The 24,504-nt window shown below is 57.8% G+C and carries 26 protein-coding genes; 10 read left to right on the plus strand and 16 right to left on the minus strand.

Annotated elements, in window-relative coordinates:
* Positions 1 to 17: 17 nt before the first annotated feature.
* Together FE702_RS03340 and FE702_RS03345 are read left to right on the plus strand one after the other, a co-directional pair.
* Positions 18 to 2,366: a TRAP transporter large permease gene (locus FE702_RS03340; protein WP_147124783.1), complete on the plus strand. Its 2,349-nt coding sequence runs from the start codon at positions 18 to 20 to the stop codon at positions 2,364 to 2,366.
* Between the two features lie 22 nt (positions 2,367 to 2,388).
* A complete protein-coding gene (locus FE702_RS03345; RefSeq protein WP_186826970.1) occupies positions 2,389 to 3,264 on the plus strand; it encodes a sulfotransferase family protein in 876 nt (291 codons plus the stop codon).
* An 8-nt stretch (positions 3,265 to 3,272) separates the two neighbouring features.
* Here the strand turns inward: FE702_RS03345 and FE702_RS03350 are convergent, their stop codons facing one another.
* The 6 genes from FE702_RS03350 to FE702_RS03375 form a co-directional block, all read right to left on the minus strand.
* Positions 3,273 to 3,653 (minus strand): VOC family protein, encoded by a 381-nt coding sequence (locus FE702_RS03350; RefSeq protein WP_147124785.1) that lies wholly within the window; start codon positions 3,651 to 3,653, stop codon positions 3,273 to 3,275.
* A gap of 4 nt (positions 3,654 to 3,657) precedes the next feature.
* Positions 3,658 to 4,497, minus strand: a complete 840-nt coding sequence (locus FE702_RS03355; protein WP_147124786.1) for an arginyltransferase — start codon at positions 4,495 to 4,497, stop codon at positions 3,658 to 3,660.
* Positions 4,498 to 4,574: 77 nt separating this feature from the next.
* Positions 4,575 to 5,030 (minus strand): RDD family protein, encoded by a 456-nt coding sequence (locus tag FE702_RS03360; protein WP_147124788.1) that lies wholly within the window; start codon positions 5,028 to 5,030, stop codon positions 4,575 to 4,577.
* A gap of 61 nt (positions 5,031 to 5,091) precedes the next feature.
* Positions 5,092 to 5,568: a DUF2852 domain-containing protein gene (locus FE702_RS03365; RefSeq protein WP_255449569.1), complete on the minus strand. Its 477-nt coding sequence runs from the start codon at positions 5,566 to 5,568 to the stop codon at positions 5,092 to 5,094.
* 88 nt (positions 5,569 to 5,656) lie between these two features.
* A complete protein-coding gene (locus tag FE702_RS03370; RefSeq protein WP_147124789.1) occupies positions 5,657 to 6,094 on the minus strand; it encodes a DUF2852 domain-containing protein in 438 nt (145 codons plus the stop codon).
* A gap of 92 nt (positions 6,095 to 6,186) precedes the next feature.
* Positions 6,187 to 6,669 carry a YbaK/EbsC family protein gene (locus FE702_RS03375; protein ID WP_147124790.1) on the minus strand — a complete coding sequence of 161 codons (483 nt, stop codon included), beginning with the start codon at positions 6,667 to 6,669 and terminating at the stop codon, positions 6,187 to 6,189.
* A gap of 66 nt (positions 6,670 to 6,735) precedes the next feature.
* Between FE702_RS03375 and FE702_RS03380 the strand changes: the two genes are divergently transcribed.
* Together FE702_RS03380 and FE702_RS03385 are read left to right on the plus strand one after the other, a co-directional pair.
* The gene (locus FE702_RS03380) at positions 6,736 to 9,480 is read left to right on the plus strand and encodes a [protein-PII] uridylyltransferase family protein (RefSeq protein WP_147124792.1); all 2,745 of its coding nucleotides are present in this window, start codon (positions 6,736 to 6,738) and stop codon (positions 9,478 to 9,480) included.
* A 17-nt stretch (positions 9,481 to 9,497) separates the two neighbouring features.
* Complete coding sequence (locus FE702_RS03385) at positions 9,498 to 9,785, plus strand: hypothetical protein (RefSeq protein ID WP_147124793.1); 288 nt, start codon at positions 9,498 to 9,500, stop codon at positions 9,783 to 9,785.
* On the opposite strand, the gene FE702_RS03390 is transcribed toward FE702_RS03385, so the two are convergent.
* Both FE702_RS03390 and edd read right to left on the minus strand, forming a co-directional pair.
* Positions 9,782 to 10,423, minus strand: a complete 642-nt coding sequence (locus tag FE702_RS03390) for a bifunctional 4-hydroxy-2-oxoglutarate aldolase/2-dehydro-3-deoxy-phosphogluconate aldolase (protein ID WP_147124795.1) — start codon at positions 10,421 to 10,423, stop codon at positions 9,782 to 9,784. The two genes, FE702_RS03385 and FE702_RS03390, sit on opposite strands and share 4 nt — an antisense overlap.
* Positions 10,424 to 10,440: 17 nt before the next feature.
* Positions 10,441 to 12,246: a phosphogluconate dehydratase gene (gene edd / locus FE702_RS03395; protein WP_147124796.1), complete on the minus strand. Its 1,806-nt coding sequence runs from the start codon at positions 12,244 to 12,246 to the stop codon at positions 10,441 to 10,443.
* A gap of 199 nt (positions 12,247 to 12,445) precedes the next feature.
* On the opposite strand from edd, the gene FE702_RS03400 reads away from it, so the two are divergent.
* The 3 genes from FE702_RS03400 to FE702_RS03410 are packed head-to-tail and all read left to right on the plus strand — an operon-like array spanning position 12,446 to position 14,843.
* Positions 12,446 to 13,045, plus strand: coding sequence for a DUF6778 family protein (locus tag FE702_RS03400; RefSeq protein ID WP_255449570.1), 600 nt, complete (start codon positions 12,446 to 12,448; stop codon positions 13,043 to 13,045).
* Positions 13,046 to 13,082: 37 nt separating this feature from the next.
* Entirely contained in the window at positions 13,083 to 14,285 is a 1,203-nt protein-coding gene (locus FE702_RS03405) for an RSP_2647 family RNA methyltransferase (RefSeq protein ID WP_147124797.1), read from the plus strand.
* A 6-nt stretch (positions 14,286 to 14,291) separates the two neighbouring features.
* The gene (locus FE702_RS03410; protein ID WP_147124798.1) at positions 14,292 to 14,843 is read left to right on the plus strand and encodes an RSP_2648 family PIN domain-containing protein; all 552 of its coding nucleotides are present in this window, start codon (positions 14,292 to 14,294) and stop codon (positions 14,841 to 14,843) included.
* Here FE702_RS03410 and FE702_RS03415 read toward each other — a convergent pair whose 3' ends face one another.
* Positions 14,844 to 15,530 carry a M48 family metallopeptidase gene (locus FE702_RS03415; RefSeq protein ID WP_255449571.1) on the minus strand — a complete coding sequence of 229 codons (687 nt, stop codon included), beginning with the start codon at positions 15,528 to 15,530 and terminating at the stop codon, positions 14,844 to 14,846. It lies immediately after the preceding gene.
* Positions 15,531 to 15,667: 137 nt separating this feature from the next.
* Here FE702_RS03415 and FE702_RS03420 point away from each other — a divergent pair, with 137 nt between their 5' ends.
* On the plus strand, positions 15,668 to 17,020 hold the full coding sequence (locus tag FE702_RS03420) for a family 16 glycosylhydrolase (RefSeq protein ID WP_147124800.1): 1,353 nt from the start codon (positions 15,668 to 15,670) through the stop codon (positions 17,018 to 17,020).
* On the opposite strand, the gene FE702_RS03425 is transcribed toward FE702_RS03420, so the two are convergent.
* The 4 genes from FE702_RS03425 to FE702_RS03440 all read right to left on the minus strand — a co-directional run bounded on the left by FE702_RS03425 (position 17,021) and on the right by FE702_RS03440 (position 20,851).
* Positions 17,021 to 18,208 carry a vWA domain-containing protein gene (locus FE702_RS03425; RefSeq protein ID WP_147124801.1) on the minus strand — a complete coding sequence of 396 codons (1,188 nt, stop codon included), beginning with the start codon at positions 18,206 to 18,208 and terminating at the stop codon, positions 17,021 to 17,023.
* A gap of 4 nt (positions 18,209 to 18,212) precedes the next feature.
* Positions 18,213 to 18,377: an apolipoprotein acyltransferase gene (locus FE702_RS03430; RefSeq protein WP_147124803.1), complete on the minus strand. Its 165-nt coding sequence runs from the start codon at positions 18,375 to 18,377 to the stop codon at positions 18,213 to 18,215.
* Positions 18,374 to 19,696: a DUF2927 domain-containing protein gene (locus FE702_RS03435; RefSeq protein WP_255449572.1), complete on the minus strand. Its 1,323-nt coding sequence runs from the start codon at positions 19,694 to 19,696 to the stop codon at positions 18,374 to 18,376. Before FE702_RS03435 ends, FE702_RS03430 begins: the two co-directional genes overlap by 4 nt.
* 303 nt (positions 19,697 to 19,999) lie before the next feature.
* Positions 20,000 to 20,851 carry an AAA family ATPase gene (locus FE702_RS03440; RefSeq protein WP_147124804.1) on the minus strand — a complete coding sequence of 284 codons (852 nt, stop codon included), beginning with the start codon at positions 20,849 to 20,851 and terminating at the stop codon, positions 20,000 to 20,002.
* Between the two features lie 176 nt (positions 20,852 to 21,027).
* On the opposite strand from FE702_RS03440, the gene dksA reads away from it, so the two are divergent.
* Complete coding sequence (gene dksA, locus FE702_RS03445) at positions 21,028 to 21,450, plus strand: RNA polymerase-binding protein DksA (protein ID WP_147124806.1); 423 nt, start codon at positions 21,028 to 21,030, stop codon at positions 21,448 to 21,450.
* Positions 21,450 to 22,589, plus strand: a complete 1,140-nt coding sequence (locus FE702_RS03450) for an FAD-dependent monooxygenase (RefSeq protein WP_147124808.1) — start codon at positions 21,450 to 21,452, stop codon at positions 22,587 to 22,589. The genes dksA and FE702_RS03450 overlap by 1 nt, the downstream gene beginning before the upstream one ends.
* Here FE702_RS03450 and xth read toward each other — a convergent pair.
* The 3 genes from xth to FE702_RS03465 form a co-directional block, all read right to left on the minus strand.
* Positions 22,568 to 23,347: an exodeoxyribonuclease III gene (gene xth, locus FE702_RS03455; protein WP_147124809.1), complete on the minus strand. Its 780-nt coding sequence runs from the start codon at positions 23,345 to 23,347 to the stop codon at positions 22,568 to 22,570. The two genes, FE702_RS03450 and xth, sit on opposite strands and share 22 nt — an antisense overlap.
* A gap of 107 nt (positions 23,348 to 23,454) precedes the next feature.
* Positions 23,455 to 23,778 (minus strand): hypothetical protein, encoded by a 324-nt coding sequence (locus tag FE702_RS03460; protein WP_147124811.1) that lies wholly within the window; start codon positions 23,776 to 23,778, stop codon positions 23,455 to 23,457.
* 202 nt (positions 23,779 to 23,980) lie between these two features.
* Positions 23,981 to 24,298, minus strand: a complete 318-nt coding sequence (locus tag FE702_RS03465) for a hypothetical protein (protein ID WP_147124812.1) — start codon at positions 24,296 to 24,298, stop codon at positions 23,981 to 23,983.
* Positions 24,299 to 24,504 lie beyond the last annotated feature (206 nt).

Below are 24,504 nucleotides of genomic sequence, written 5' to 3' on the forward strand. Positions count from 1 at the left end.
AAGAAGGATCAATTCCCATGTTCGGATTGGACGGCGTCGAAGTAGGCCTCATCATCGTCTTTCTGTGCTTGTTCGGGGGCATCCTGTCGGGCTTTCCAGTGGCGTTTGCGATTGGCGGCGCGGCGGTCATCTCATTTGGGATCATCGCTGCTTTGGACAGCGCGGGTCTGTTGATCCATCAGGCCATTGACCCGGCCACTGCTGAATATGCTGCGCTTCTTGCGGACGGTGTTGCGCGGGATACGATCAGTATTTTCCGATATCCGGATCTACCGCGCCTCGCCGAACCAGTATTCGTGGGCGGTTGGGAAAAGGCGTTGGACCGCAACGTTTCTTTCATTGTGAACCGTATCAACGAACGCGTCCTTGCGGGACAATCGATCGAGACACTTCTGGCTGTCTTGATGTTTGTCTTGATGGGCATCACGCTTGAACGGTCCAAGATTGCGAATGAACTGCTCACGACAATGGCTAAGGTGTTTGGTCCATTGCCGGGCGGTCTGGCCGTGTCGGTTGTTGTGGTGGGCGCGTTCCTTGCGGCGTCGACCGGGATCGTGGGCGCAACGGTGGTCACGATGGGTCTGTTGTCACTGCCCACGATGCTGCGCAACGGCTACAGTCCTGAACTTTCGACCGGTGTAATTGCGGCCTCGGGCACACTTGGCCAAATTATTCCTCCATCCATCGTGATCGTGCTCTTGGGGACGTTGGCCGGGGACCTCTATTCCCGTGCTCAGGAAACGCGCGCGCAGAACCTGGGGTGTACCGATGCTCTGACATATCTGGGCGAGCCTGCGGTGGTTTCGGTCGGGACATTGTTTCAGGCAGCACTGTTGCCGGGTATCTTGCTGGCTGGTCTCTATGCGGGCTATGCGTTTGTCTACGCACTTCTCAACCCCTCCAAAGCTCCAGCGGTTGAGTTGGGGGGCGGTGAAGGCGAAATCATCACCCGCAATGACAGCCTGACTTGGTTCGTTGCCGCACCTGTTTTCCTGATCGGCGGCGCCATCATGCTGGGTCAGGTGGGGATCGTCGGCTCGCAGGATGTTTCAGTGTCGTCCCGGACGGAATTGACCGAAGGCGCATCACTGCGGACCAATGTCAGCCCTGCCTGTCAGGCGGCCATGATCGAATTGCATGGCCAAGAGGCTTGGGACACAGCCGTAGCGGAGCAAGCAGAAATTGATGCGGCAGGGGGCGTGCAAGACAGCCGCATCCTGTCGCCGGAAGAGCTGGAAGAAGCCCGTGCTGCCAAAGTGGCTGCTGCTGCTCCACTGTCATCCAATCTCATGACTTTCTGGGTGCTGTTGGGCCTTGCTCTGGTCTTGGGCCGCGGGGTGCGCCCCAGTGGTGACTTTACCCCGATCGCAATCGGCATTGGAGGTATCGCGCTGGCGATGGTGTTTGACGCGATCTTTGTATCACCTTTGACGTCACCGGGAACGACCTTGATTATCATGCTGATCCCGCTTGCGATGATCTTCTATGGGTGTCGTGAGGCCGTATCAGCCTTGGCAGCCAACGAACTTGTGCGCGTGGTGTTCCCGCCGCTTGTCCTGATCGTGGCTGTTCTTGGCTCGATCCTTGGCGGGATCACCAACCCAACGCCCGCTGCGGCTTTGGGTGCTGGCGGCGCTATCATGCTGGCGGCCTATCGCAAGCTGAAGGATCAACAGAAATCAGGAAAGATCATCCTTGGTGCATCTTTCGCCTTGGTCATCATGATCCTTGTTGGCGTGAACTTTGATCTGCGTCTCGGCCAAGAGGTCGTGACGGTGGAAAACATCATCGCCTTCCTTGTGGCGCAGGCCTGCTATCTGATCACCCTGTTTGGTCTTCTTTACGCCTGCTGGGTTCTGTTTGCCTCGAACGTTCTGAGCCCTGTCGTGCGGGAAACTGCGAAGGTGACCAGCATGGTCTTTACCATCCTGATCGCATCGCAGCTTCTCAACCTCGTGGTGATCAGCTTTGGCGGTGAGCATTACATTCAGGATTTCCTGAAGAGCTTTGATAACGAACTCAAAGTGTTCCTGATCGTGATGCTGATCATGTTCGTGTTGGGCTTTGTGCTCGACTTCCTTGAGATCATCTACATCGTGGTGCCGATCGTTGGGCCGGTGATATATGGCGGGTCGTTCGATCCGAAATGGGTGACAATCATGATCGCTGTGAACCTTCAGACATCGTTCCTGACGCCGCCCTTTGGCTTTGCGCTGTTCTATCTGCGGGGGGTGGCACCGAAAGAGGTCACCACAGGCCACATCTATCGTGGCATCATACCGTTTGTTCTGATCCAGGTGGTTGGCTTGAGCATCCTATGGTTCTTCCCCGGTATCGTGACAATCATTCCTGACTTGTTGGGTTAACAACGACCGGCGGGCGAATAACGTGGCCCAAGAGGACGGGAACAACGCAAAACGCCCCAAACTGATCCAAGTGATCGGATTGGGGCACAGCGGCACAACCCTGTTGGATGCTGTCTTGGGGTGCTCTCCCAAGGTCGTCGGCATTGGCGAAGCGCTGCGGACGCTCGACCACCGCATTGCGCCAAACAGCTCAACGTTTCGCAACCTGCGCGAAGGCCGTTTTCAAGAGGCAGTTTGCAGTTGCGGTGAAACAGTCGAGACCTGTCCCGTCTGGAGGCCGTTGCAGCCTCACCTTTTGGGATCGGCGGCACCGCAAAGCGTCGCGCAGAACCTTGATAAGCTTTGGCACGCTGCGCGCGATCAAAACCCGTCGATGGAATATCTCTTGGAAAGCACACCTGCAGGGATTGGATACTCTGCTGAACTGTCCGCGCATTTCGATCTGCGGTTGGTTTTCATCGTGCGAGATGTTCGGTCCTGGGGCGCATCGCAGGCCCGGCGCCGCAAGGTACCAATGCATCGCGCCTATGCTAAGTGGCTGGCTCAGGTTCCGGAGCTTCAACGTAGGATTGAGGCATCAGGGCTGCCTTGTTTCAGATTGGGATACGAGGAACTTGCTCTCGCTCCCGCCAAGGCCTTGGGCAAGCTCTGCGACTGGCTTGGGATCGCCTACACCGACGAGATGCTGACACCGGGCGCGTTTAGCGGAAGTCACATTGCGAATGGCAATGTGGCCATGTTGAAAGGCGACCGGACACTATCCATTCGCTATGATGCGGATTGGTTGACGCATGGCCGCTTGGATGTTCGTGCGTTGTGGCTGTTGCGGCGGGCAGCGACAATCAATCAGGAATTGGTCTACGGAAACGGCGTTCTACAAAGGCCACCCAAAAAGTAGATCAGTGGTCACTTCTTAAGCTGCAAGAGATCCCATTTGTTGCCCCAAGGATCGCTGAATACAACGACCTCGCCATAGGCTTCATGGCGTGGTTCTTCCAGAAAGGTCACGCCAGCGGATTTCATGCGAGCGTAATCCTTGTCGAAATCATCCGAGTGCAGAAAGAACCCGACACGCCCACCGGTCTGGTTTCCGATTGCGGCAGTTTGGCTGTCGGTCGTCGCTTTGGCCAAAAGGATGTGAGCGTCCCCACCCGGAGAGATCAGAACCCACCGTTTGCCATCCCCTAGGTCAATGTCGTCGATGAGATTGAAGCCAAGGGTATCCACGTAAAAGGCGAGCCCGGCATCATAGTCGGGAACGACAATGGTCACTGCGTGCAGATGCACGGTGTTAGACGCCTTTGGTCCGGAGCATGTCAGGCAAGTTGATTTGTGCCACCTGTTCGGCAATTGGCTCGACCGCCAGCGGGTCGATTTCGGCCGAAAAGTCTTCGGGGTTGGTCAATGGTTGCCATGTGCCGTTACGATACACCTCAACACCCGAGAACCGCGCCTTGTAGCCCATCTTGCTGCTGCCGGGGACCCAGTAGCCAAGATAGACAAATGGAAGTCCAGCTTCTTGCGCAATGGCAATGTGATCCAGGATCACGTATGTGCCGAGGCTGTCTTTTTCTGCTGTCGGCTCAAAGAAGCTGTAGACCATGGACACGCCGTCATCGAGCACGTCGGTCAGGCAAACGGCATTTAACTCATTCGATCCAAATGCGTCGTCCGAAGGCCGAGCATATTCAATAACGCGACTGCGGATCGGGGTTTCCTCGATCATCGCGGCGAATTCGAAGATGTCCATATCGGCCATGCCGCCGTCGGAGTGACGCGAATCCAGGTAACGGCGGAAGAGGTCGAACTGATCCTCGGTCGCCCACGGCGCCGTTGCACGCCGTTCCAGACCGGCATTGCGCTTGAGAACACGGCGCTGGCTGCGCGTTGGTTTGAAATCGGCCACGCGGATGCGGGCTGACAAACACGCGGCGCAGTCTGCGCATGATGGACGATAGAGGACATTCTGCGACCGCCGGAACCCTTGCTTGCTCAGACTGTCGTTGAGCATCTGCGCAGAGTCGCCTTGCAAAGCAGTGAACAGTTTACGCTCCATCCGCCCGTCAAGGTACGGGCAAGGCTGCGGTGCCGTCACATAAAACTGCGGTGCAAGAGGGAGACTGTGGCGCATCAGGCCCCTGAATATGGATTGCTGACTGTCACGCAGCCTATCAATCCGTGTGAGAAGCGCAATTGATATTATGCCGCTCAGTAATTCCCGCGACGGTTGAGCGCAACAGTGCCAAAGAGCATGTCGGTCAAGCCTTGTCCGCGAGGGGTGGTCAACATCAGGAATACTGAGATCAGCTGGATTGGGGTCACTGCAAAAGACACGTAAAATCCAACGGTATGCAAGACGGCTTCAAACAGCGTGAGCCGTTCTCCGCGTTGGGTGCGCAATTCGATTGCCATCATCCGCATGCCCCACGTGGCCGAGCCTGACGCGATGCTCAGAACGCGATAAGTAAAACCGACGATCCCAAAGATCGCGAAGAAGACGAAAAACCCGAGGCCGAACGTCAAAAAAGCCACCACAAGAGACAGCATCAGGATGATGCAAAGGTCCAAAATGAAGGCCAGCAATCGCTTGATTGGCACGTCGGCATAAAAGCCTTTGTTCAATTCTGGGTCGGGCAGGGCCGCGTATGGGTCGGTGTAAGCCATGGATGTCGTTTTCACTCTGGTTGGAATGAGGGGTCACCACCTTTGGCGGTGACCCGTTGCATTAGTCGCGGGGCAAAGCCTGCGTTGCGGCGGCAGCGCGGTCTTCCATGAACTGGTCGAACTCGGACTTGTCCTTGGCGGCGCGCAGGCGCTGAAGGAAACCCTCAAAATTCTGTTGCTCTTTCTCCAGCCGATCCAGCATTTCGCCACGATAGGCATCGAAGGTGGCGTTGCCGCTGCTGGCAGGTTCTTCTGGGTGCAGTTGCGGTTTCAATGCCTCTAACTGTTGCGAAACCGAGCCGCCGCCAAAGCTGGGGACGCGGCCCCATTGGTAGGCAAAGAACCCTGCCAAGGCGATGCCCGCTGGCCAGAACTGGATCAAAGCAACGATCGACACAGGGATCGCGAATGCTGCGTAGAGCAGGATCGAGAGGATTTGCACACCGGTCGGAACATGGACCGGCAAAATGGTCGGAGAGGTGTGTTTGTTTTTCTTTTTTGGCATGTCGTAGAATTCGTAACTTGTCGCAGTTGTCATCTGAAAATCACCTTTATCACAGGTGAACGGTCCGGGAGGCTGAGGGAAGGGTCGGTTCCCGCGCAGCCATTTTCCCGGACCGCTACCTTTACTCGTCGTCGTCGGACTTTGCGTCCGCGTCGGCAGTTTTCGCGCGTTCGTCCATGAATTGATCGAACTCAGATTTGTCTTTTGCAGCGCGCAGACGCTCAAGGAAGGCTTCAAAGCTTTCTTGTTCATCTTCCAGGCGGCGCAGGGTTTCTGCCTTGTAGGCGTCAAATGCGCTGTTGCCGGACGGTTTCATGGCCATGCGGGCCGAGTGACGGTGGCTGCTGCGGGAACCGCAGGATTTGCTGAACATGCGTTTGCTCCAGATCATGTAGGCAAGGAGGGCAAGGCCGATCGGCCAGAAGAAGATGAAGCCAAGAACCATGGCCGCGATCCAGGCACCTTTGCCTTTTTCATCAAGCCAGGCCTCGGTCCGCGTGAACCATGACTGACCGGCCATGTGTTCTTGGGTGGACGTTGCAGGGGCGAGCGAGGTCATGTTTGTCTCCGGTTTGAATTAATGTGAATGTCTTTCACATCACCGATATGTGTACATGGCCTGCGGCAATCAATGCCTGATGTGAATGTTTTTTACATTAATCTGGATTGCGCTGTGAAATCAGCAGGTTGTGCGCCTGAAATCTCCAGCATCTTTTGCGGGTTGAGTCCGAAAAGGTGCCGTGGTGTGCCCGCAGCCGCGTAAATGAGGTCGAATGTCAGCAGATGTGGATCGAACCAAGCCAGTGTTGGTGTCAGGTGTCCAACGGGGGCGACACCACCGATGGCGAACCCGGTTTGCGCCCTGATGATGGCGGCGTCTGCCTTGCCCAGCGGTTCGCCCGCAACGGAACCTGCCTTGTCTGCATCCACCCGGTTCGCACCAGAGGTCAGAAATAGAAACACACGACCACTTCTCTGTCCCAGAAAGATGATGGAATTGGCGATTTGCGCGACAGAGCATCCAAGGCTGTCTGCTGCCTCTTGGGCTGTCCGGGCTTGGCTGACCTCTTTGATATCGACGTCGAGGTTCAGCTCTTGCAAGGCGCGTGCGACGCGTTTCAGGCTTTTGCTCACTTTTCCGCCCTCATTCCCATTGGCTGGCATTGACCCCCTTACTGCGGCGATGCCTATGTTCGATGCATGAGTTTTGAAGCGAAAATCACCCGTTGGCCAACCCCGTTTTTGCCCGCGCGCGGAGAAGATATCAGGGCGCTCTATCCATCACGGGCATTTGCTGACCTCGCTGCCGGGATCGCAGGCTGCGCGCCGTATCTGCACGATGTCCTGACGCGAGAGTCCGAATGGATGCTTGAGGCGGTTGAGTCCCCGGACGCGGCCTTGATCGCCTTGACCGAGAACGCGGACAGTCCAAAGGCCCTTCGCATCGCCAAACGTCGGGCGGCGGGTCTGATCGCACTGATGGATATCGCCGGGGCATGGACATTGGAGGAGGCGACAGGGGCTCTGACCCGCTTTGCGGATCGGTGTGTTGATGTCGCGCTAAATCTGGCCTTCGCGCCGCTGGAAGCACGCGGCAAGCTTCCTTCTGGATGCCGTCCAGCTGTTCTGGCTATGGGCAAGATGGGTGCGTACGAACTGAATTATTCCTCCGACATTGACCTGATTTGTCTCTTCGATGCCAACGGCATGGATCAGGTTGATGCGAGCGAACGGCGTGGACATCTTGTCCGGGGCGTCCGAAATGCCATGAAAATTCTGAGCGATGTGACAGGCGACGGCTATGTCTTTCGGACGGATTTGCGGCTGCGCCCGGATGGCTCCGCAACCCCGATTGTGCTCAGCACACAAGCCGCGTTGACCTATTACGAGAGCCTTGGCCGCACATGGGAGCGCGCGGCCTTTATCAAGGCGCGCGCTTCCTCGGGAGACATCGCCGTTGGCGAGGAGTTTCTGCATGACCTCTTGCCGTTCATCTGGCGCAGACACCTCGATTTTGCCGCGATTGAAGATGCACATTCCATTCGCCTCAAAATCCGCGAACACAAGGGGCTCTTCGGTCCCATCACACTTGCCGGGCATGACATGAAATTGGGGCGCGGTGGAATTCGAGAGATCGAGTTTTATGCCCAGACCCGGCAATTGATTGCTGGTGGACGCGATCCAAACCTGCGCCAGCGCGGCACTGTACCTGCGCTGACGGCACTGGCCGAGGCGGGCTGGGTCGAAGCGGATGATGCCCAAACCTTGCAAACGATCTATGCGCGCCACCGAGAGGTCGAACATCGGCTTCAAATGTTGCGCGATGCCCAGACCCATAGTCTTCCGCATTCTGATGAAGGTTTTGCGCGCCTTGCGGCCTTTATGGGCACCGATGTGTCAACGATGAAGGCACAGCTCAAGGATGATCTAGAGATCGTTCACAACCTGACAGAGCCGTTCTTTCAACGGGCCTCAGCAGGCAAGGCACAAGAGCCTGTTCCTGATTTTGGGGCGGAGGTCACTTCGCGTTGGCCGGATTATCCCGCGTTGCGGTCAAGCCGTGCCGTTCAATTGTTCCACCGCCTGCAGCCCTTGATCCTTTCGCGTCTGTTGCGTGCCGCCGATCCCGAGCAAGCGCTGCGCGATTTTGATGCGTTCCTTTCCAGGCTTCCGGCAGGTGTGCAGGTGTTCTCGCTTTTTGAGGCCAATCCACAATTGATCGATCTCTTGACCGATATTGCATCGGTTGCGCCCCCTTTGGCGGCTTATCTGGGCCGAAATGCTGGCGTGATTGACGCGGTTCTTGACGGTGCGTTTTTCGCAGAGTGGCCCGGTGTCGATGGTTTGGCGGAGCGTTTGAAGACAGCCATCGCCAAAGAAGACGATTATGAGCGCGCTTTGGACGCTGCACGGCGCTGGATGCATGATTGGCATTTTCGGATCGGTGTGCACCACATGCAGGCCCTGATCTCGGGCGAACAAGCGGGTCAGCAGTACTCCGATCTTGCGGAAGCGGTCCTTTTGGGGGTGTGGCCGCGCGTCTGCGAGCAGTTCAGCACGCGACACGGGCCACCGCCGGGCAACGGGGCGATGATCCTTGGAATGGGGTCATTGGGGGCAGGGCGGCTGCATGCGCGCTCTGATCTGGATGTGCTGTTCGTCTATGATGCCGATGGTGTCGAGGCATCTGACGGACGCCGCCCTTTGCCAGCACGGACATATTATGCGCGCCTGACGCAGGCTTTGATCACCGCGCTCAGCGCACCGATGGCGAACGGACGTTTGTACGAAGTGGACATGCGCCTGCGCCCCTCGGGACGTCATGGCCCGGTGGCAACATCGATTGAGTCCTTTGAGGTCTATCAACAAGAAGAAGCCTGGACGTGGGAGCATCTTGCGCTGACGCGCGCGCGTCCGATCGCCGGAACGCACTCCATCGGGCAGCGGGTGCTCGACGTGCGCGACAAGGTGTTGGCGCGTTCACGAGACCAAGCAAACGCTGCCAAAGACGTGCAAGACATGCGCGAAAGGCTGGCGGTGGCCAAGCCCGGCGAAGGGGGGCTGAGCGTTAAGGATGGGCGTGGTCGGTTGCAAGATATCGAACTGTTCGGTCAGACCATGGCGCTTATCGCAGGGCATTCCGAACGAGGTACGCAGCAACAAATCGCCTGTGGTGTCGCGGCTGACCTCATTCCTGACGCAGATGCTGCTGCGCTGACCAAGGCCGCTGCGCTTTTGTGGCGTGTAAGATCCGCGATGGAGTTGATCGGCGCACCCGGTCAGGATGTCGCGGATTTGGGCGAAGGCGCGTTGTCGATGCTGCTGCGGGATACGGGGGCCGAAGGGCGTAGAGCGCTATTGGATCGGCTTTCGGAGACCGCAGAGACAAGCGCGACCTTGATCAATGGGCATCTGACGCGCTGGTCCGAGGGGGCCGACGATTAGACCAAGGAGGGGTGAGCATGAGCTCGCAAGAAAACGATCTCAAGAGCTTGGACCCCAAGGGTTTGATCCGGGAAGCTTACAATATCGAAGGAATCACCGGAGGCGAATGCCGGTCGATCTTTCTGGATTGGGCGATCAATGTCCCGACGGACGCTGATCCAAAGGCCAGTATTGCAGCGTTGCTAGACCATTATGCGCCTGAAAACCCGCATCATCCTATGACCGAAACCCTCCAGGCAGGGTTGAATGCACCAACGCGTACCGGCCGACGCGGAGGGCGCGCCGCGCGGCAGGGGCTTGCCTAGGCCGCGAGCTGAGTTGCTTCGCGTGCCAGCTTGGTGATCCGATCCCAATCGCCATTGGCAACCGCGTCTTTTGGCACGACCCAGCTGCCGCCGACACAAATCGTATTGGGCAGCGCAAGATAATTGCGCGCATTCGACAGGCTGATGCCGCCGGTCGGGCAAAACCGAACTTGCGGCAGCGGTGATGAAAACCCTTTGAGCATTGGAATGCCGCCAGCAGCCTCAGCTGGAAAGAATTTCTGAACGGTGTAACCGCGCTCAAGCAGGTTCATCACCTCGCTCGCTGTAACAGCGCCCGGCAAAAGCGGAAGCTCTTCGTCTTCGGCAGCTTTGATCAGGGCATCTGTCGCGCCCGGCGACACGCCAAATGTGGCACCTGCCGCTTTGGCCGCCTTGACGTCTGTCGGGGTCAGCAAGGTGCCAGCACCCACGATCCCACCTTCGACATCCGCCATGGCCGAGATCGCATCAAGTGCTGCGTCTGTGCGCAAGGTCACTTCAAGCGCGGGCAGCCCACCAGCGACAAGCGCCGTTGCAAGCCCGTGTGCCTGAGCGGCATCTTCAATCTGAATGACCGGGACCACTGGGGCGGCGCTGCAAACCTCGGCAGCTTTGAGGGACTGTTCCGCTGGGGTCATCGCAGCATTCCTTTGTGTTAGACCACCACGCCAGCGCCGGTCACTGCCGGGCCAGCCGTCTGGCGGAAGATTTCAAACAATTCGCGCCCAACGCCGTGGCCGTTGTCGGACAGATCAGGCGTAGCTGGTGTGCGATTGCGCCAGTCCGGCGCGAGATTTTCAAGGATGCCGTTCACAGCATCGACGCGCACCATGTCGCCGTCCTGGACATAGGCCAGTGGCCCACCGTCGGCGGCCTCCGGGCTTACGTGAATGGCAGCAGGCACCTTGCCCGACGCCCCCGACATGCGCCCGTCCGTGACCAAGGCAATCTTGATGCCGCGATCCAGGCAAACCGACAAGCTTGGCGTCAGGGCATGGAGCTCTGGCATGCCATTGGCCTTTGGACCCTGAAAGCGCACGATTACAACCGTATCCTTGTCGAATTCACCTGCTTGAAAGGCGGCCTTAACAGCTTCCTGAGTTTCGAAAACGCGCGCAGGGGCCGTAATGTCATGCAATTCGGGCTTTACCGCCGACACCTTCATCACACCGGTGCCCAGGTCCCCCTGAAGTCGACGCAGTCCGCCCGAGGACTGGAACGGTTCCGATGCAGGGCGCAGAATTTTTTCATTGTGGCTTTGTGTTGTACCGTCGACCCAGATTGCAGCGCCGTCTTTCAATTTCGGTTCCTGAGTGTAGTCGCGCAGCCCGTTGCCAGCGACGGTGACGGTGTCGCCATGCAAAAGACCTGCGTCCAGCAACTCGCCAATCATGTATCCAAGGCCACCCGCGGCATGGAAATGGTTCACATCGGCAAGCCCGTTTGGATAGACCTTTGCCATCAGGGGCACAGTGTCCGAAAGCTCGGCAAAATCCTCAAGCTCAATGATGACACCCGCAGCCCGTGCCATGGCTGGCAGGTGCAGGATCAGGTTGGTCGATCCACCGGTGGCCATCAGGCCGACCATGCCATTCACGATCGCCTTTTCTGACAGGATGTCAGACACTGGACGGAAGTTGTTGCCCAGTGCCGTGTTCGCCAAAACCGTTTGCGTGCCAGCAACGGTTAGCGCCTCGCGTAGCGGGGTGCCGGGGTTCACAAAGGATGCGCCTGGCAGGTGTAGCCCCATGAACTCCATCAGCATCTGGTTCGAATTCGCGGTGCCGTAGAACGTGCATGTACCCGGACCGTGGTAGCTCGCCATTTCGGCGGCCATCAATTCGTCCCGTCCACAGTCGCCCGAGGCAAACCGTTTGCGCACGGCGGCTTTTTCGTCATTGGGGAGTCCGGACACCATTGGTCCGGCGGGTAGGAACACGCCCGGGATATAGCCAAAGGTCGCCGCAGCGATGATGAGGCCGGGGACGATCTTGTCGCAGACGCCAAGATAGACAGCGGCATCATAGGTGTTGTGCGACAGCGCAACCCCAGTGGCCAGCGCGATCACGTCTCTGGAAAAGAGGGACAATTCCATCCCGACCTGACCTTGGGTGACACCGTCACACATGGCCGGAACACCACCAGCCACTTGTGCAGTTGCACCAGCCGCGCGTGCGGCCTCTTTGATCACGTCCGGATAGGTCGCAAAGGGCTGATGGGCCGACAGCATATCATTATACGCGGTGACAATGCCCAGATTAGGCGCGCGTTCAGCAACAAGCGCGTCCTTGTCAGCACCCATGGCGGCATAGGCATGAGCCTGGTTGCCGCATGTCAGGTGCGCGCGACGTGGCCCTTCGGACGCCGCTTGCGCCATGCGCTCAAGATATCGGCTCCGCGGTTCGGCAGACCGCGCGATAATACGGTCGGTGACTTTGGCTAGCGTGGCATTCATAGCCATGGCGACATCTCCATCTCCGCTGGTTCGCGGCTGCACTACCATGCCGTGATAGCGCTAACAACTGCATTCTCAGGATATTCTGCCGCACTGTTTGCAGCGCGTTTGTCGCGAAAACACACCACAATCATCTAAAATGCGCCCCATTTTGGCCCGGTTCTGACGCTTAAACAGACGTGAGCAAAGCACAGGAGTGTTTCCTATGGCACGTAAAAAGTTTTCGTTGATGGTTGGTCTGGCCCTGTTGGGCCTGTCAGCTTGTGCCTCGTATGACCCGGCGACTCGTAATGCGCCGTTGGAAGTTCCGTTGGCGCAATCCATTCAGCCGTCTTTTGACGTCGCTGAACTAAAGATCGCGGTCCCAAAGCGGCTGAAGGTCTCTGAGGCCAATGTTTATTACCCACGCGCTGATATCGTCTGGCGCGGCGACGCCATGGGCGACCGCCACAAGCAAGTCTTGAACATCTTTGCCGAAGCCATGCAGCGCGGCACAGATCAGCTTGAAGGTTTGCAGGATGTGGTCGTCGAGGTCGAGGTTCTTCGTTTCCACTCGATGACTGAAAAGGCACGTTACACCGTTGGTGGTGTGCATTCGATCAAGTTCAATCTCACGGTCCGTGATGCGACGACCGGTCAGGTGATCGTCCCGACACGTCTGATCAATGCAGACCTGCCTGGATTGGGCGGGCAGGCGGCTATCGCGGCAGATGCGATTGGCAACACCCAGAAGGTGCGGATCATGAGCCATCTTGAGCAGGTGATCCTTCAGGAACTCAGCCGCCCGTTGATCGGCGCTGCCTGATCTTTCCTCCGCGCGAAGACACCGCTAAGGGGATGGCATGACGCCATCCCCTTTTTCCGCTGTTCGCCTGAAACCCAAAACTGACGCGCGCCGTATCCGACACGGGGCACCTTGGTTGTATTCCAATGACCTTGTGCTTGACCGGCGCACCAAGTCGCTTCCGGCAGGCTCTATCGTTCAGCTTGAAGATGCGGGGCGTGAGTTCTTGGCATGGGCGGCTCTCACACCGGGATCAAAAATTGCGATCCGGGTCTTAGACCGAGACCCAGATGCCGTCATCAACGCAAAATGGGTGGCCGTGCGGATCGCCACAGCCGCTGCAATGCGCGAGCACATGTTTGATGCCCCGTATTACCGATTGGTTCATGCCGAGGCAGATGGACTTCCCGGTGTTGTTATCGACCGGTTTGGCGATGTGGCCGTCTTTCAGCCAAATGCGGCATGGGCGGATCGCATGCAGCAAGCCTTTGTCGATGCCTTGATGGACGGTCTTGGAATCAAGACCGTGATCATCAACGGGACAGGCCGCGCACGAACGCTGGAAGGGTTGGAGGACTTGCGTACAGTCGCTGCTGGTCCTGCGCCTGACGGGCCAATCCCGGTCCCGATGAACGGGGCGACCTATATGGCTGACCTTATGGGCGGTCAGAAAACCGGGCTTTTCTACGATCAACGGCCCAACCACGCCTTTGCGCAATCCTTGTGTCGCGGTGCACGAGTCTTGGATGTGTTCAGTCATGTCGGCGGTTTTGGGCTGGCCGCATTGGCAGGTGGCGCGCAATCGGCGTTGGCCGTTGATGGGTCTGCCGATGCGTTGGCACTGGCACAGGACGGCGCTTCTGCGATGGGCATGGCGGATCGTTTTGACACCCGCAAAGGCGATGCTTTCGAGACATTGCAGGCCTTGGCGCAAGAGCAGCAAACGTTTGACGTTGTCATCTGCGACCCGCCTGCCTTTGCCCCGAACAAACAGGCACTGGAAGCTGGGCTGCGCGCCTATGAGCGCATCGCGCGCCTTGCGGCCCCATTGGTGGCACCTGGCGGGTACATGGCTTTGTGTTCGTGTTCCCATGCCGCCGAGATTGGCAAATTTCGCGCCGCGTCCATGCGAGGCATTGGGCGTGCGGGGCGTAAAGCGCAGATTCTGCACACTGGGTTCGCCGGGGCTGATCACCCGACCCATCCTTCGTTGGCTGAAAGCGGCTACCTCAAGGCCATCTTTGTGCGGTTGATGGATTAGGGTGCCATGAAGGTTCTGATCGACGCTTGCGTTTTATATCCCACGGTTGTGCGTGAGGTGCTGTTGAAATCCGCCGCTGCGGGTGTCTTCACGCCCCTTTGGTCTGCACGGATTCTCGAGGAATGGCGGCGTGCAGCAGCGCGTTTGAACCCGGTGGCCGCTGCCCAGGCCGAGGCGGAAATCGCCTTGGTCAAAGCGCGTTGGCCCGAAGCCGAAGTTGACCCGAAACCCTCAGACGAGGCGCGGCTTTATCTGCCGGACGAAAACGATGTTCATGTTCTCGCGTCGGCGATTGCCGGGTCTGCGGACGTCTTGCTGACCGTCAATATCAAAGACTTTCCAAGAGGCACGCTGTATGAAGAAGGCATCCGCCGTGATGAGCCGGATCATTTCCTGACGTCACACTTCGTCCAGCAACCTGAGGTTGTCAAAGCCGCAGTGGCAGAGGTTTGGGATCGCGCGAAGACGATGGAAGGCTGCCCGCCCAACCAACGCGCGCTGCTTAGAAAGGCGCGGCTCCCGCGTTTGGCAAAAGCTTTGACCAACCTGGAATACTGATCAGGCCTGCCAGCGGGCCTCGTTGGCTTCGATCGCTGCGATGCGTTCGTCGGATTTTGGGTGGCTCAAGAGCCATGCAGGCACAGCACCGGCCCGTGATTGCGTGAGCTTATCCAATTTACCAAACAGGCTTTTCTGACCCTTTGATCCGATCCCGGCCTTCATCAGCAACGCGGTGGCGTAGGCGTCGGCCTCATATTCGTCTTCCCGTGACAGCCGCGCCGCCAAAAGTGATGTCAAAGCATTGGCGATCCAGGGGCCCACGCCCGGAATGAAGCGCGAAAGAATGAGGGCCAAAGCAGTGCGCATGGCGTTTTGAGTGGAAAAATCGATCATCCGTCGGCGCGAATGGCCCAAGGCAACATGACCCAATTCATGTGCGATGACGCTAGAGATTTCATCGGCTGTGACCTCTCCGGATTTGTACCGATCATAGAAACCTCGCGTGATAAAGATGCGACCGTCCGGCGCGGCCAGACCGTTGACCTGTTCCACCTCGTAGAGATTGACCTTGATGGTCGGCAGATCCAGCGCATCCGCCATGCGATCGATGTGTCCGCGCAGCGTTGGGTCTGTCAATTCGCGCGAACGTTCGTTCAGCGTGCGCTTGGTCGACCAAGCCGAAAACTGGGCCATAACCAGCCCATACATCAGGGCGGCGACGATCATCATAATTGCAGCGGACATGCCTGTTACTTGGTGCGCGAACGCGCTGGCGGCAAGTCCCTGTGTTCATGATCCTTTAACCTCGGGTTGAGGTTTTCTTTGCGAAACAGCCGTCCAATCGATCCATTGAGAGCGACAGATTTGAAGGAGCCGCTCTCATGGTGTCGCCGACGATAACGATTGATGGAACAGACTACACGCTGACCTTTCAGGACGAATTCAGCAGCGCACACGCGTCGACATGGGCGGGCCATGGTTCTTCGGGCCGCTGGAACACCAGCTTTTCTCCGCATCTTGATGACAACCGCTGGATCGCCCGGAACGGCGAAGGGCAATATTACGTCGATGCCGATACGCCTGACGGATTGCCGCAGACGTTGACGCAGGCAAACGGTGCGATGGAGATCACCGCACACGTGTTGACGCCCGCGCAGCAAATCATCGCCGAAGGTCAGGAATATGCTTCAGGTCTTCTGACGACCGAACTCACGTTCAGCGTAGAAGGGGGCTACGTCGAAATTTGTGCGGACGTGCCATCGCAACAGGGATTTCTGAGTGCGTTCTGGCTTTTGCCTGCAGATGGTGACTGGAGCGATGAAATCGATGTGTTCGAGATCCTCGGTCATGACACGGACACGGTCTACACAAACCTATGGGACCAGGGAACGCCAGACAGTGTGCCGGTTGCAACGGAGGATGTGGGAGACGGTTTCCATACCTACGCGCTGCATTGGACAGAAACGACGATTAGCTGGTTGATTGATGGGCAGGTTGTGCGCACGGCAGCTAACACAGTCACCGAGGACATGTACCTGTCCATATCCTTGGCGGTCGACACGACATGGACCGGATCACCGGACGCCACGACTGATTTCTCTGACAGCCTTCTGATTGATTACATCCACGTTTACGAAGAAACGGCTGACCCTGACCGAAACCCGGGCATCCCCGGCGACAACAGCTTTTCGCCGGTGTTACCGTATGGAGATAGTCCAGAAGATGAGATTCTCTACGGAAGTCGTTGGCAGGACACGATCTTTGGTGGCAGTGGTGATGACACGATCTATGGTCGCCGTGGATGGGACATGCTGTCAGGTGACGATGGCAACGATGATCTATTTGGCCAGAAGGGCCGCGATACCCTTGTTGGTGGCGCTGGAAACGACCGATTGATCGGGGGCAAAGGCGAGGATGTCTTGCAAGGCGGTGCTGGAACAGATCACCTTTGGGGCGGGCAATGGAGCGGCGATGGACGCACGGATACCTTTGTCTTCGAAGCCGGATGCGACAATGACTATGTTCACGACTTCGAGGCTGGCAATGACCTGATTGATCTGAGCGCTTTGACTGCCACATGGGCTGATGTTTCGAATGCGCTTCAGGATCAAGGGTGGGCGACGTACCTCAATCTGGGCCACTTGGGAGCGATGTGGTCCGACATGCTGTTTCTCGTTGGCGTGGAGGCAAACACGCTGACTCAGGATGACTTCTTGTTCAGCGCGGGGGCCTGATCAGCCACGGCTCAGCAGCTTCATGCCGCTGTCGATGCCATCCAATGTCATGGGGACCATGCGATCCTCGAATATTTGACGGATCATGTGGATGGATTGGGTATAGTCCCAGTACCGTTGCGGCACCGGATTGATCCACAAATGCGCTGGCCATTGCTCGCGGGCGCGAGACAGCCAGACCTGGCCTGCCTCTTCGTTCCAATGTTCATTTGCGCCGCCCGGCATGGCGATTTCATAGGGGCTCATGGAGGCATCACCGACAAAGATACAGCGATAGTCCGACCCATAGGTGCGCAACACATCGTGTGTCGGGGTCTGCGCGTTCCAGCGGCGTTTGTTGTCGCGCCAGACACCTTCGTACAAACAGTTATGGAAGTAGTAGTATTCAAGGTGTTTGAACTCGGCTCGCGCAGCGCTGAATAGCTCCTCGACGACGCGGATATGCGGGTCCATGGAGCCGCCTACATCGAGAAAGAGAAGAACTTTGATTGCGTTGCGCCGCTCCGGTCGCGTTTGGACGTCCAGATATCCGTTTTCGGCGGTGGCGCGGATCGTTCCGTCCAGATCAAGCTCGTCTGACGCCCCATCCCGCGCCCAGCGTCGCAGGCGTTTGAGGGCGACTTTAATGTTCCGCGTCCCCAGTTCGACACTGTCGTCGAGGTTGCGAAATTCGCGTTTGTCCCAGACCTTAACCGCACGGCGGTGGCGACTTTCCTTTTGGCCAATGCGGACGCCTTCGGGATTGTACCCGTAGGCCCCGAAGGGAGAGGTGCCTGCGGTGCCGATCCATTTATTGCCGCCTTGGTGGCGGCCTTGCTGTTCTTTCAGGCGCTCGCGCAGCGTTTCCATGAGCTTGTCAAAACCGCCCATGGCCTCGATCTCTGCCTTTTCCTCTTCGCTCAGATGTTTTTCAGCCATCTTGGCCAGCCAGTCCGCGGGAATATCAACGGCCTCCATCACCTGATCCATGGTGATGGCTTCAAGCCCCTGAAAAGTCGCTGCAAAGGCGCGATCGAACTTGTCGAGGTTGCGCTCGTCTTTGACCATGATCGCACGGGCCAGATAGTAGAACCCGTCAATGTCGTAGGTCACCAGCCCACGCTTCATGCCCTCAAGAAAGCTGAGGTATTCACGCAGCGAGACGGGGACACCGCCGGAGCGCAGGTTGTCAAAGAATGGCAAGAACATGGGCTTAAACTGCCCGACCAAACCCAATCGTCAAGGCCACACCGATGATCAGCCCAAGGAGGGCAAAGCCCCCGGCATATTGCGCAATGTCTGCCCGGCTTCCTTTGCGGCGATAAGCGATAAAGCCGCCATAGGCGGCAAAGCACAGGCTCGTTGCAATTGCGATCATAGACCGGCTGTTCTCCGTTTGGCTGGGTTCAATTGCGAAATCTCGCGCTGACGCGCCTCAATCGCCTGAACTGAGCCGTAGCCGTATCGCGCCCACGCCAGGCTGTCCACCCGAACAAGCTGTGCCTCGGAGACGCGCCCCTGAAGTTCGAGCGCCTCAGCGCGGAACATGAGCAGGGACGAAAGAAGGGCCGCGTTTTCATGTTCAAACGCGGTGTTGATGTGCTGGTTCACTATGGCCAGCACGCTGTCTGCATTGCCCTGCAAAAGCTGGAATGCCGCCAATTGGACGCCGACATAGGCCCGATGGATGCGGGTTTCAGGCCGCGCCGCATACACCCGGTCAGCAGCCTGAAATGCGCGCAACGCCGTATCCGGGTTTGATGCGATGGTCAGCCTGCCCAAGGCGTAAAGGCTGAACCCTTGTCTGGCATCCAGCCATCCGCGCGATTGGCTGATAGCGATGGCTCGTTCTGCGGCAGAGCGACGGCTGTTCGTGGCCCGTGCCGATCCCAGAGCCTGATGCATTTCGTCGATCCATGCGCGGCTTGTGGGCTGTGGCATGTCGACCAATTGGTTGTCACCGGCTGGATTCAAGCGGCTCAGAATACGGGGTAGGGCGGCCTCAACCTGGGCACGTGTCATCCCGGTCCGCAATTCGGGCGCGTAATAGGTCTTGAGGATCAACATATCAAAGTCGGTGAGCACCGTATGGATGTTGTCGTCGTTAAAGACACTGTCGGGAAGGCGGTAGAGGTCGTTCAACGGCCCAAGTGCTTGGGCGATTTCTTCGTGCAGGCAATCGCGAAGTTCTTGTGGCGCTGAGTCCGTGGGCACAAAAATGGCCACCTGTTCGCGACGGGCAAGGCGCGTCCAATCCACACGTGGCCCACGCCGCGCCTTGTTGAAGTCATTCCAATCACGAACGTTTGGCACAACAAAACAGGCGGCGTTCGGAACCACGCGCTGCATCTCTTTTTTTGAGATCGGAACGATGTTGATGTTCGCACTTTCGTCCGTTGTGATCGTGATGTTCAGCCCAGCCTCGCGGCGCAGTCGCGACAAGAGCCGACCGAGGTCGGATGCCAGGGATATTGGACCAGATCCCACCACACGCAGCGAAATCGGACCTTCGAACCGGGTCAGAATGTCAAGCTTGCGACCGCTTTCCATTTGAAAGCTGAGATCAATGAAATCGCGGGCAATATCCGTGTTTGAACGGGTTGCGCGTGCAACCTGCCGTTCACCAAAGGTTTTCATGGCGGGTAGACGCGGGGGGGCTTCGGCGGCGCGGCGGCTGGTGACATCGACCTGAGGCATGGGTGCACAAGCAGCCAAGCCCATAAAGCCAAAAAAGAGCCAGTTTCTGAGAAGCCGCTCTACGATCATGAGGCCATGATCCAGCGCGTACAGAGATCGGGCGCACGCAATGCTAGGCAGGACGCACGTTCAGCGATGTTCTCCTGTTCAAAAGGCGCAAAACCCCGCGCCCGACCGTTCATTCCTGCCAAGGGACTGTCCCCGAAACTTTTTTGTTAAGTCCGGGGTAAAGAGCGAGTGGGGCGGAATCAGGGGGCGAATGTGGCGGAAATGGGGCGTTATCTTGGTGTCAGAAAGGCAGGCCTATCTGCCGCTGCGTGCCATGAAGGCCAAGCGCTCGAAAAGATGGACGTCCTGTTCGTTTTTCAAAAGCGCGCCGTGCAACTTGGGCAGAGCATTTGCACCGTCCCGGCGCAGGTCTTCCGCTGTCAGGTCTTCAGCCAGAAGAAGCTTCAGCCAATCCAGCACCTCGGATGTTGATGGCTTCTTCTTGAGCCCGGCCATGTCACGGATTTCATAAAATTGCGTCAGAGCTGCTGTCAGCAGGCTCTCTTTCAGCCCTGGGTGATGCACTTCAACGATCTTGCGCATCGTCTCCGCATCCGGAAACCGGATGTAGTGAAAGAAACAGCGCCGCAGGAACGCGTCCGGTAGTTCCTTTTCATTGTTGGAGGTGATGATGACGATCGGGCGGTTCACAGCAGCAATGGTTTGACCCGTCTCATAGACATGGAACTCCATCCGATCCAGTTCCTGCAAAAGATCGTTGGGAAACTCGATGTCCGCCTTGTCGATTTCGTCGATCAAAAGAACGACTTTTTCAGGCGCTTCGAACGCCTGCCAGAGTTTGCCTTTCTTGATGTAGTTGGCGACGTCATGGACCCGTTCATCCCCCAACTGGCTGTCGCGCAGGCGGCTGACGGCGTCGTATTCATAAAGACCTTGCTGAGCGCGTGTCGTTGATTTGATGTTCCATTCGATCATTGGCAGGTTCATCGCCGCAGCCACTTGGCGCGCGAGTTCAGTCTTGCCTGTGCCGGGTTCACCTTTGACCAACAACGGACGTTCCAGCGTGATCGCAGCATTCACAGCAACGGTTAGATCTTCGGTTGCGATATAGCTTTCGGTTGATCCGAACGCGGCTCCTGCTGTCATTTTTGGGCATCCTTCCACACGTGGCCTTCGCACCGAATTAAACGGTTTTTGTGTAAGTTCAACTTGTCAGTCATTGGCGTTTTCGGGCGTGACAAGCCAGGTTAACAAGAGTACACCGCGCCCAACTGAACAGTGGTGAGTTCTGTTCACACTCCAAATTCAGCAAGGGGTTCGCAATGAAAGCTGAGGTTTTCCTGCCAGACGACTATCGTCCCGCCGAAGATGAACCATTCATGAATGAGCGCCAGATGGAATATTTCCGGCGCAAGCTCATGGCTTGGAAATCTGAGCTTGTGTCAGACAGCCGTGACACGATCGAAGGACTTCAGGACAATACACGCAACATCCCGGACGTGGCCGACCGCGCATCCGAAGAAACCGATCGCGCGCTTGAACTGCGCACCCGTGATCGGCAGCGTAAACTGGTCAACAAAATCGATGCTGCCCTGCGCCGCATTGATGAGGGTGAATACGGCTACTGCGAAGAAACCGGTGATCCGATTTCGCTCAAGCGGTTGGATGCACGCCCGATCGCTACCATGAGCCTTGAGGCGCAAGAGCGCCACGAGCGCCGCGAAAAAGTACACCGCGACGACTGATGTCTGTGCAGGGTATGGACATCGCCGTCATTGGCGGTGGGGTGGGCGGCCTTTGTGCCGCCCTTTGTTTTGCGCGACGCGGGGCAAGCGTCCGGGTCTATGAACGGGCGGCGGAATTATCCGAAGTCGGAGCCGGTATTCAGGTCTCGGCCAATGGCATGCGCGTGTTGCACGCCCTTGGGCTGACGGAACAGGCACAGCATTTCGGATTTGAGTCCAAGGGTCTGACGCTGAACGCGGTGACGGGACGGCGCGTTGCAATCCTGCCGAATGGGCCAACACGCGAAACGCGGCTTTTTCATCGCGCGGACATGATTACGCTTTTGTCCGATGCGTGTGCGGAGGCCGGGGTGGAGGTCTTGTTGGGTGAGAATATCTCCCCTGAAAACCGGCTGTCTTCCGACCTGATTGTCGCCGCGGACGGCGTGAAGTCCGCCTTCCGTCCATGGGTCACAGGTGACGAGCGCGCGGCTCAGTTCACAGGACAGGTTGCCTGGCGTGCGTTGGTGCCGACGCCGGAACCCATCACAGAAGGTGGCGTGAACCTTTACATGGGGCCGGGCAGACACGTTGTTGTTTACCCGCTTCGGGCCGGACGGCTTTTGAACATAGTTGCTGTCGAAGAAACGCGTACATGGAACGATGAAGGGTGGCATAACGCAGCCAGCCCGACAGATCTGAGTGCACGTTTTGACGTGTTTGGCGGTGCGGTGGCTCGGCTATTGCCACATGTCACTGATGTGTTTCGATGGGGTCTCTTTGGTCACCGCGTGCCGCAGAGCTGGGTGCGAGAAAATGTGGTCCTGTTGGGCGATTCAGCCCATGCGATGCTGCCCTTTCTCGCGCAGGGCGCGGTCATGGCGATCGAGGATGCATGGGTTCTCGCGCAATTCGTGGACAACCATCCCGGGACCGCGGGTCTCGTGGGGTATGAGGCGGTGCGCAAAGAACGTGTCGCACGTGTGATGAAAGAGGCTGCGGCAAACGCCCACCGGTTTCATATTCACAATCCCGTTGCCGCGCGGGCAGCACAGATGGTGCTGGGGCTTGGCGGTCGCTTGGCCCCCGGTGTTTTTCACCGCCGTTACAGCTGGTTATACGATCATGATGTGACCGCTCAGGCGTCCAGCTCGACGTAGATCGGCACGTGATCTGATGGTTTCTGACCGCCGCGCACTTCGCGTTCGATGACGCAATCGACCAGCAAATCCGCGCATTGCGGGGTCAATAGAAAATGGTCGATCCGAATGCCATTGTCCCGATCCCATGCGCCAGCCTGATAGTCCCAGAACGAATAGTGACCCGGTCCCTGCGTCGTGGCCCGGAAGGCTTCGGTAAATCCGAGGTTGACGATCTTGCGCCATGCCTCGCGCGACTCGGGGCGGTGAAGGGCATCGTCTTTCCATGAGTCCGGCGTCTTCGCGTCTTCGGCCTGTGGAATGATATTGTAGTCACCGGCCATAAGCGCAGGTTCCTCAGCGGCAAGAAGTTCCTCTGCGCGCGCGCGCAAACGTTCCATCCACGCCAGTTTGTAGTCATATTTCGGACCCGGGGCCGGGTTGCCATTGGGCAGGTATAACCCACAAATACGGATGGGTTTTTTGCCCATCACCGTGGCTTCGATCCACCGTGCTTGTTCATCGCTCGCGTCGCCCGGCAAGCCGCGCGTGACATCCTCAAGCGGAAGCTTTGACAGGATGGCCACTCCGTTGAACCCTTTCTGGCCGTGGGTTTCGACATTGTATCCGCGATCTTCGAACAACTCGCGCGGGAAGGCTTCATCGACCGATTTGATCTCTTGGAGGATGGCCACATCGGGTTGGCTTTCATCGAGCCACGCGGTCAGAGCGTCGATCCGGGCTTTGATCCCGTTGATGTTGAAGCTAGCAATTTTCATTGGTCCGAGATGACGGATAGCTGCGTGCTTGGCAAGCGGCAGACAAAAAAGTGGCCCGCAGATCGCTCTGCGGGCCGAGACACTCCGAGGTGTCCAACGGGAAGAGTTTAGCCGTCAACGTCGATGGTTTGCGTGTCGACCATCATGCCGTCGACCCAAAGCTGCGCCATCACGTCATTGACCGGCGCGGTCCCTGGCAGGGTGATGCGCACGTCGCTGTTGGCACCAGCGACCACATCCGAGCGGCCCAGTTCATTGCCGTCCATGTCAACGATGGCGACATAGCCTGCGCCGGTGGCACGCACGAGGTTCAGGTTGATGTAGCTGGCGTTGTCGTCGACGTCGCGGGTGATGCCCAGGCTGTTGGTGGCAAATGCCGGTGCGGTCAGCGTGGTCGCGATCAGGGCGGCTACTGCAAATGTCTTCTTCATGGTACGTCTCCTGTTACTACTTGGTCGGCGCGGCAGAGCGAGTGTCCGTCGCGGAGTGATGTCACAACCGGTGTGTCTGCAAAGCGTTCCAAAGATTTTTGAGAAAAATCGCAAGTATCTGAAATCAATATGCAAAAAACCGCTCTGAGCGTGTCAGCGCGGTTTGTTTGCGTCTCATTCAAGAGATGCGGATGGTAAAATCTTACCGGATATCGATGATGCCTTGGTCGACGACTTCGCCGTTCACGACGAGCTTGGCGACCACGTCATTGGTTGCACCGAGGCCGAGGTTGATGCGGACGTCTGTGTTGGCGCCAGCGTTGACCGAGGCCATGCCCAGCACGTCACCTTTCAGCGTTTCGATCTGCACGAAACCGGCGTCCAGTGCGCGGACGTTGTCGATGTTGATGTAGCTTGCGCGGTCATCAGCGTCTTCCAGAATGCCCAGCGAGTTCGTTGCCGAAGCGGCGGTGGCTGTCAGGGCGATGGCGGTGGCGGCGATTGCGAATTTCTTGAACATGAGAGTTCCTTTCAAAGTCGGGATGCTCATCAGAGCATATGAAGGGGAGGGGTGGCCCCGCAGGATCGCGGGGCCGAAGGGAGGCGTCGCTCTTAGCGAACGTCGATGATGCCTTGGTCAACCACGGCACCGTCGACGACCAGCTTGGCCACAACATCATTCGTGGCGCCAAGGCCCAGATTGATGCGGACGTCGGTGTTTGCACC

Origin of the sequence: Shimia ponticola (assembly GCF_007995215.1) — a bacterium.
Classification (GTDB): Bacteria; Pseudomonadota; Alphaproteobacteria; order Rhodobacterales; family Rhodobacteraceae; genus Shimia_B; species Shimia_B ponticola.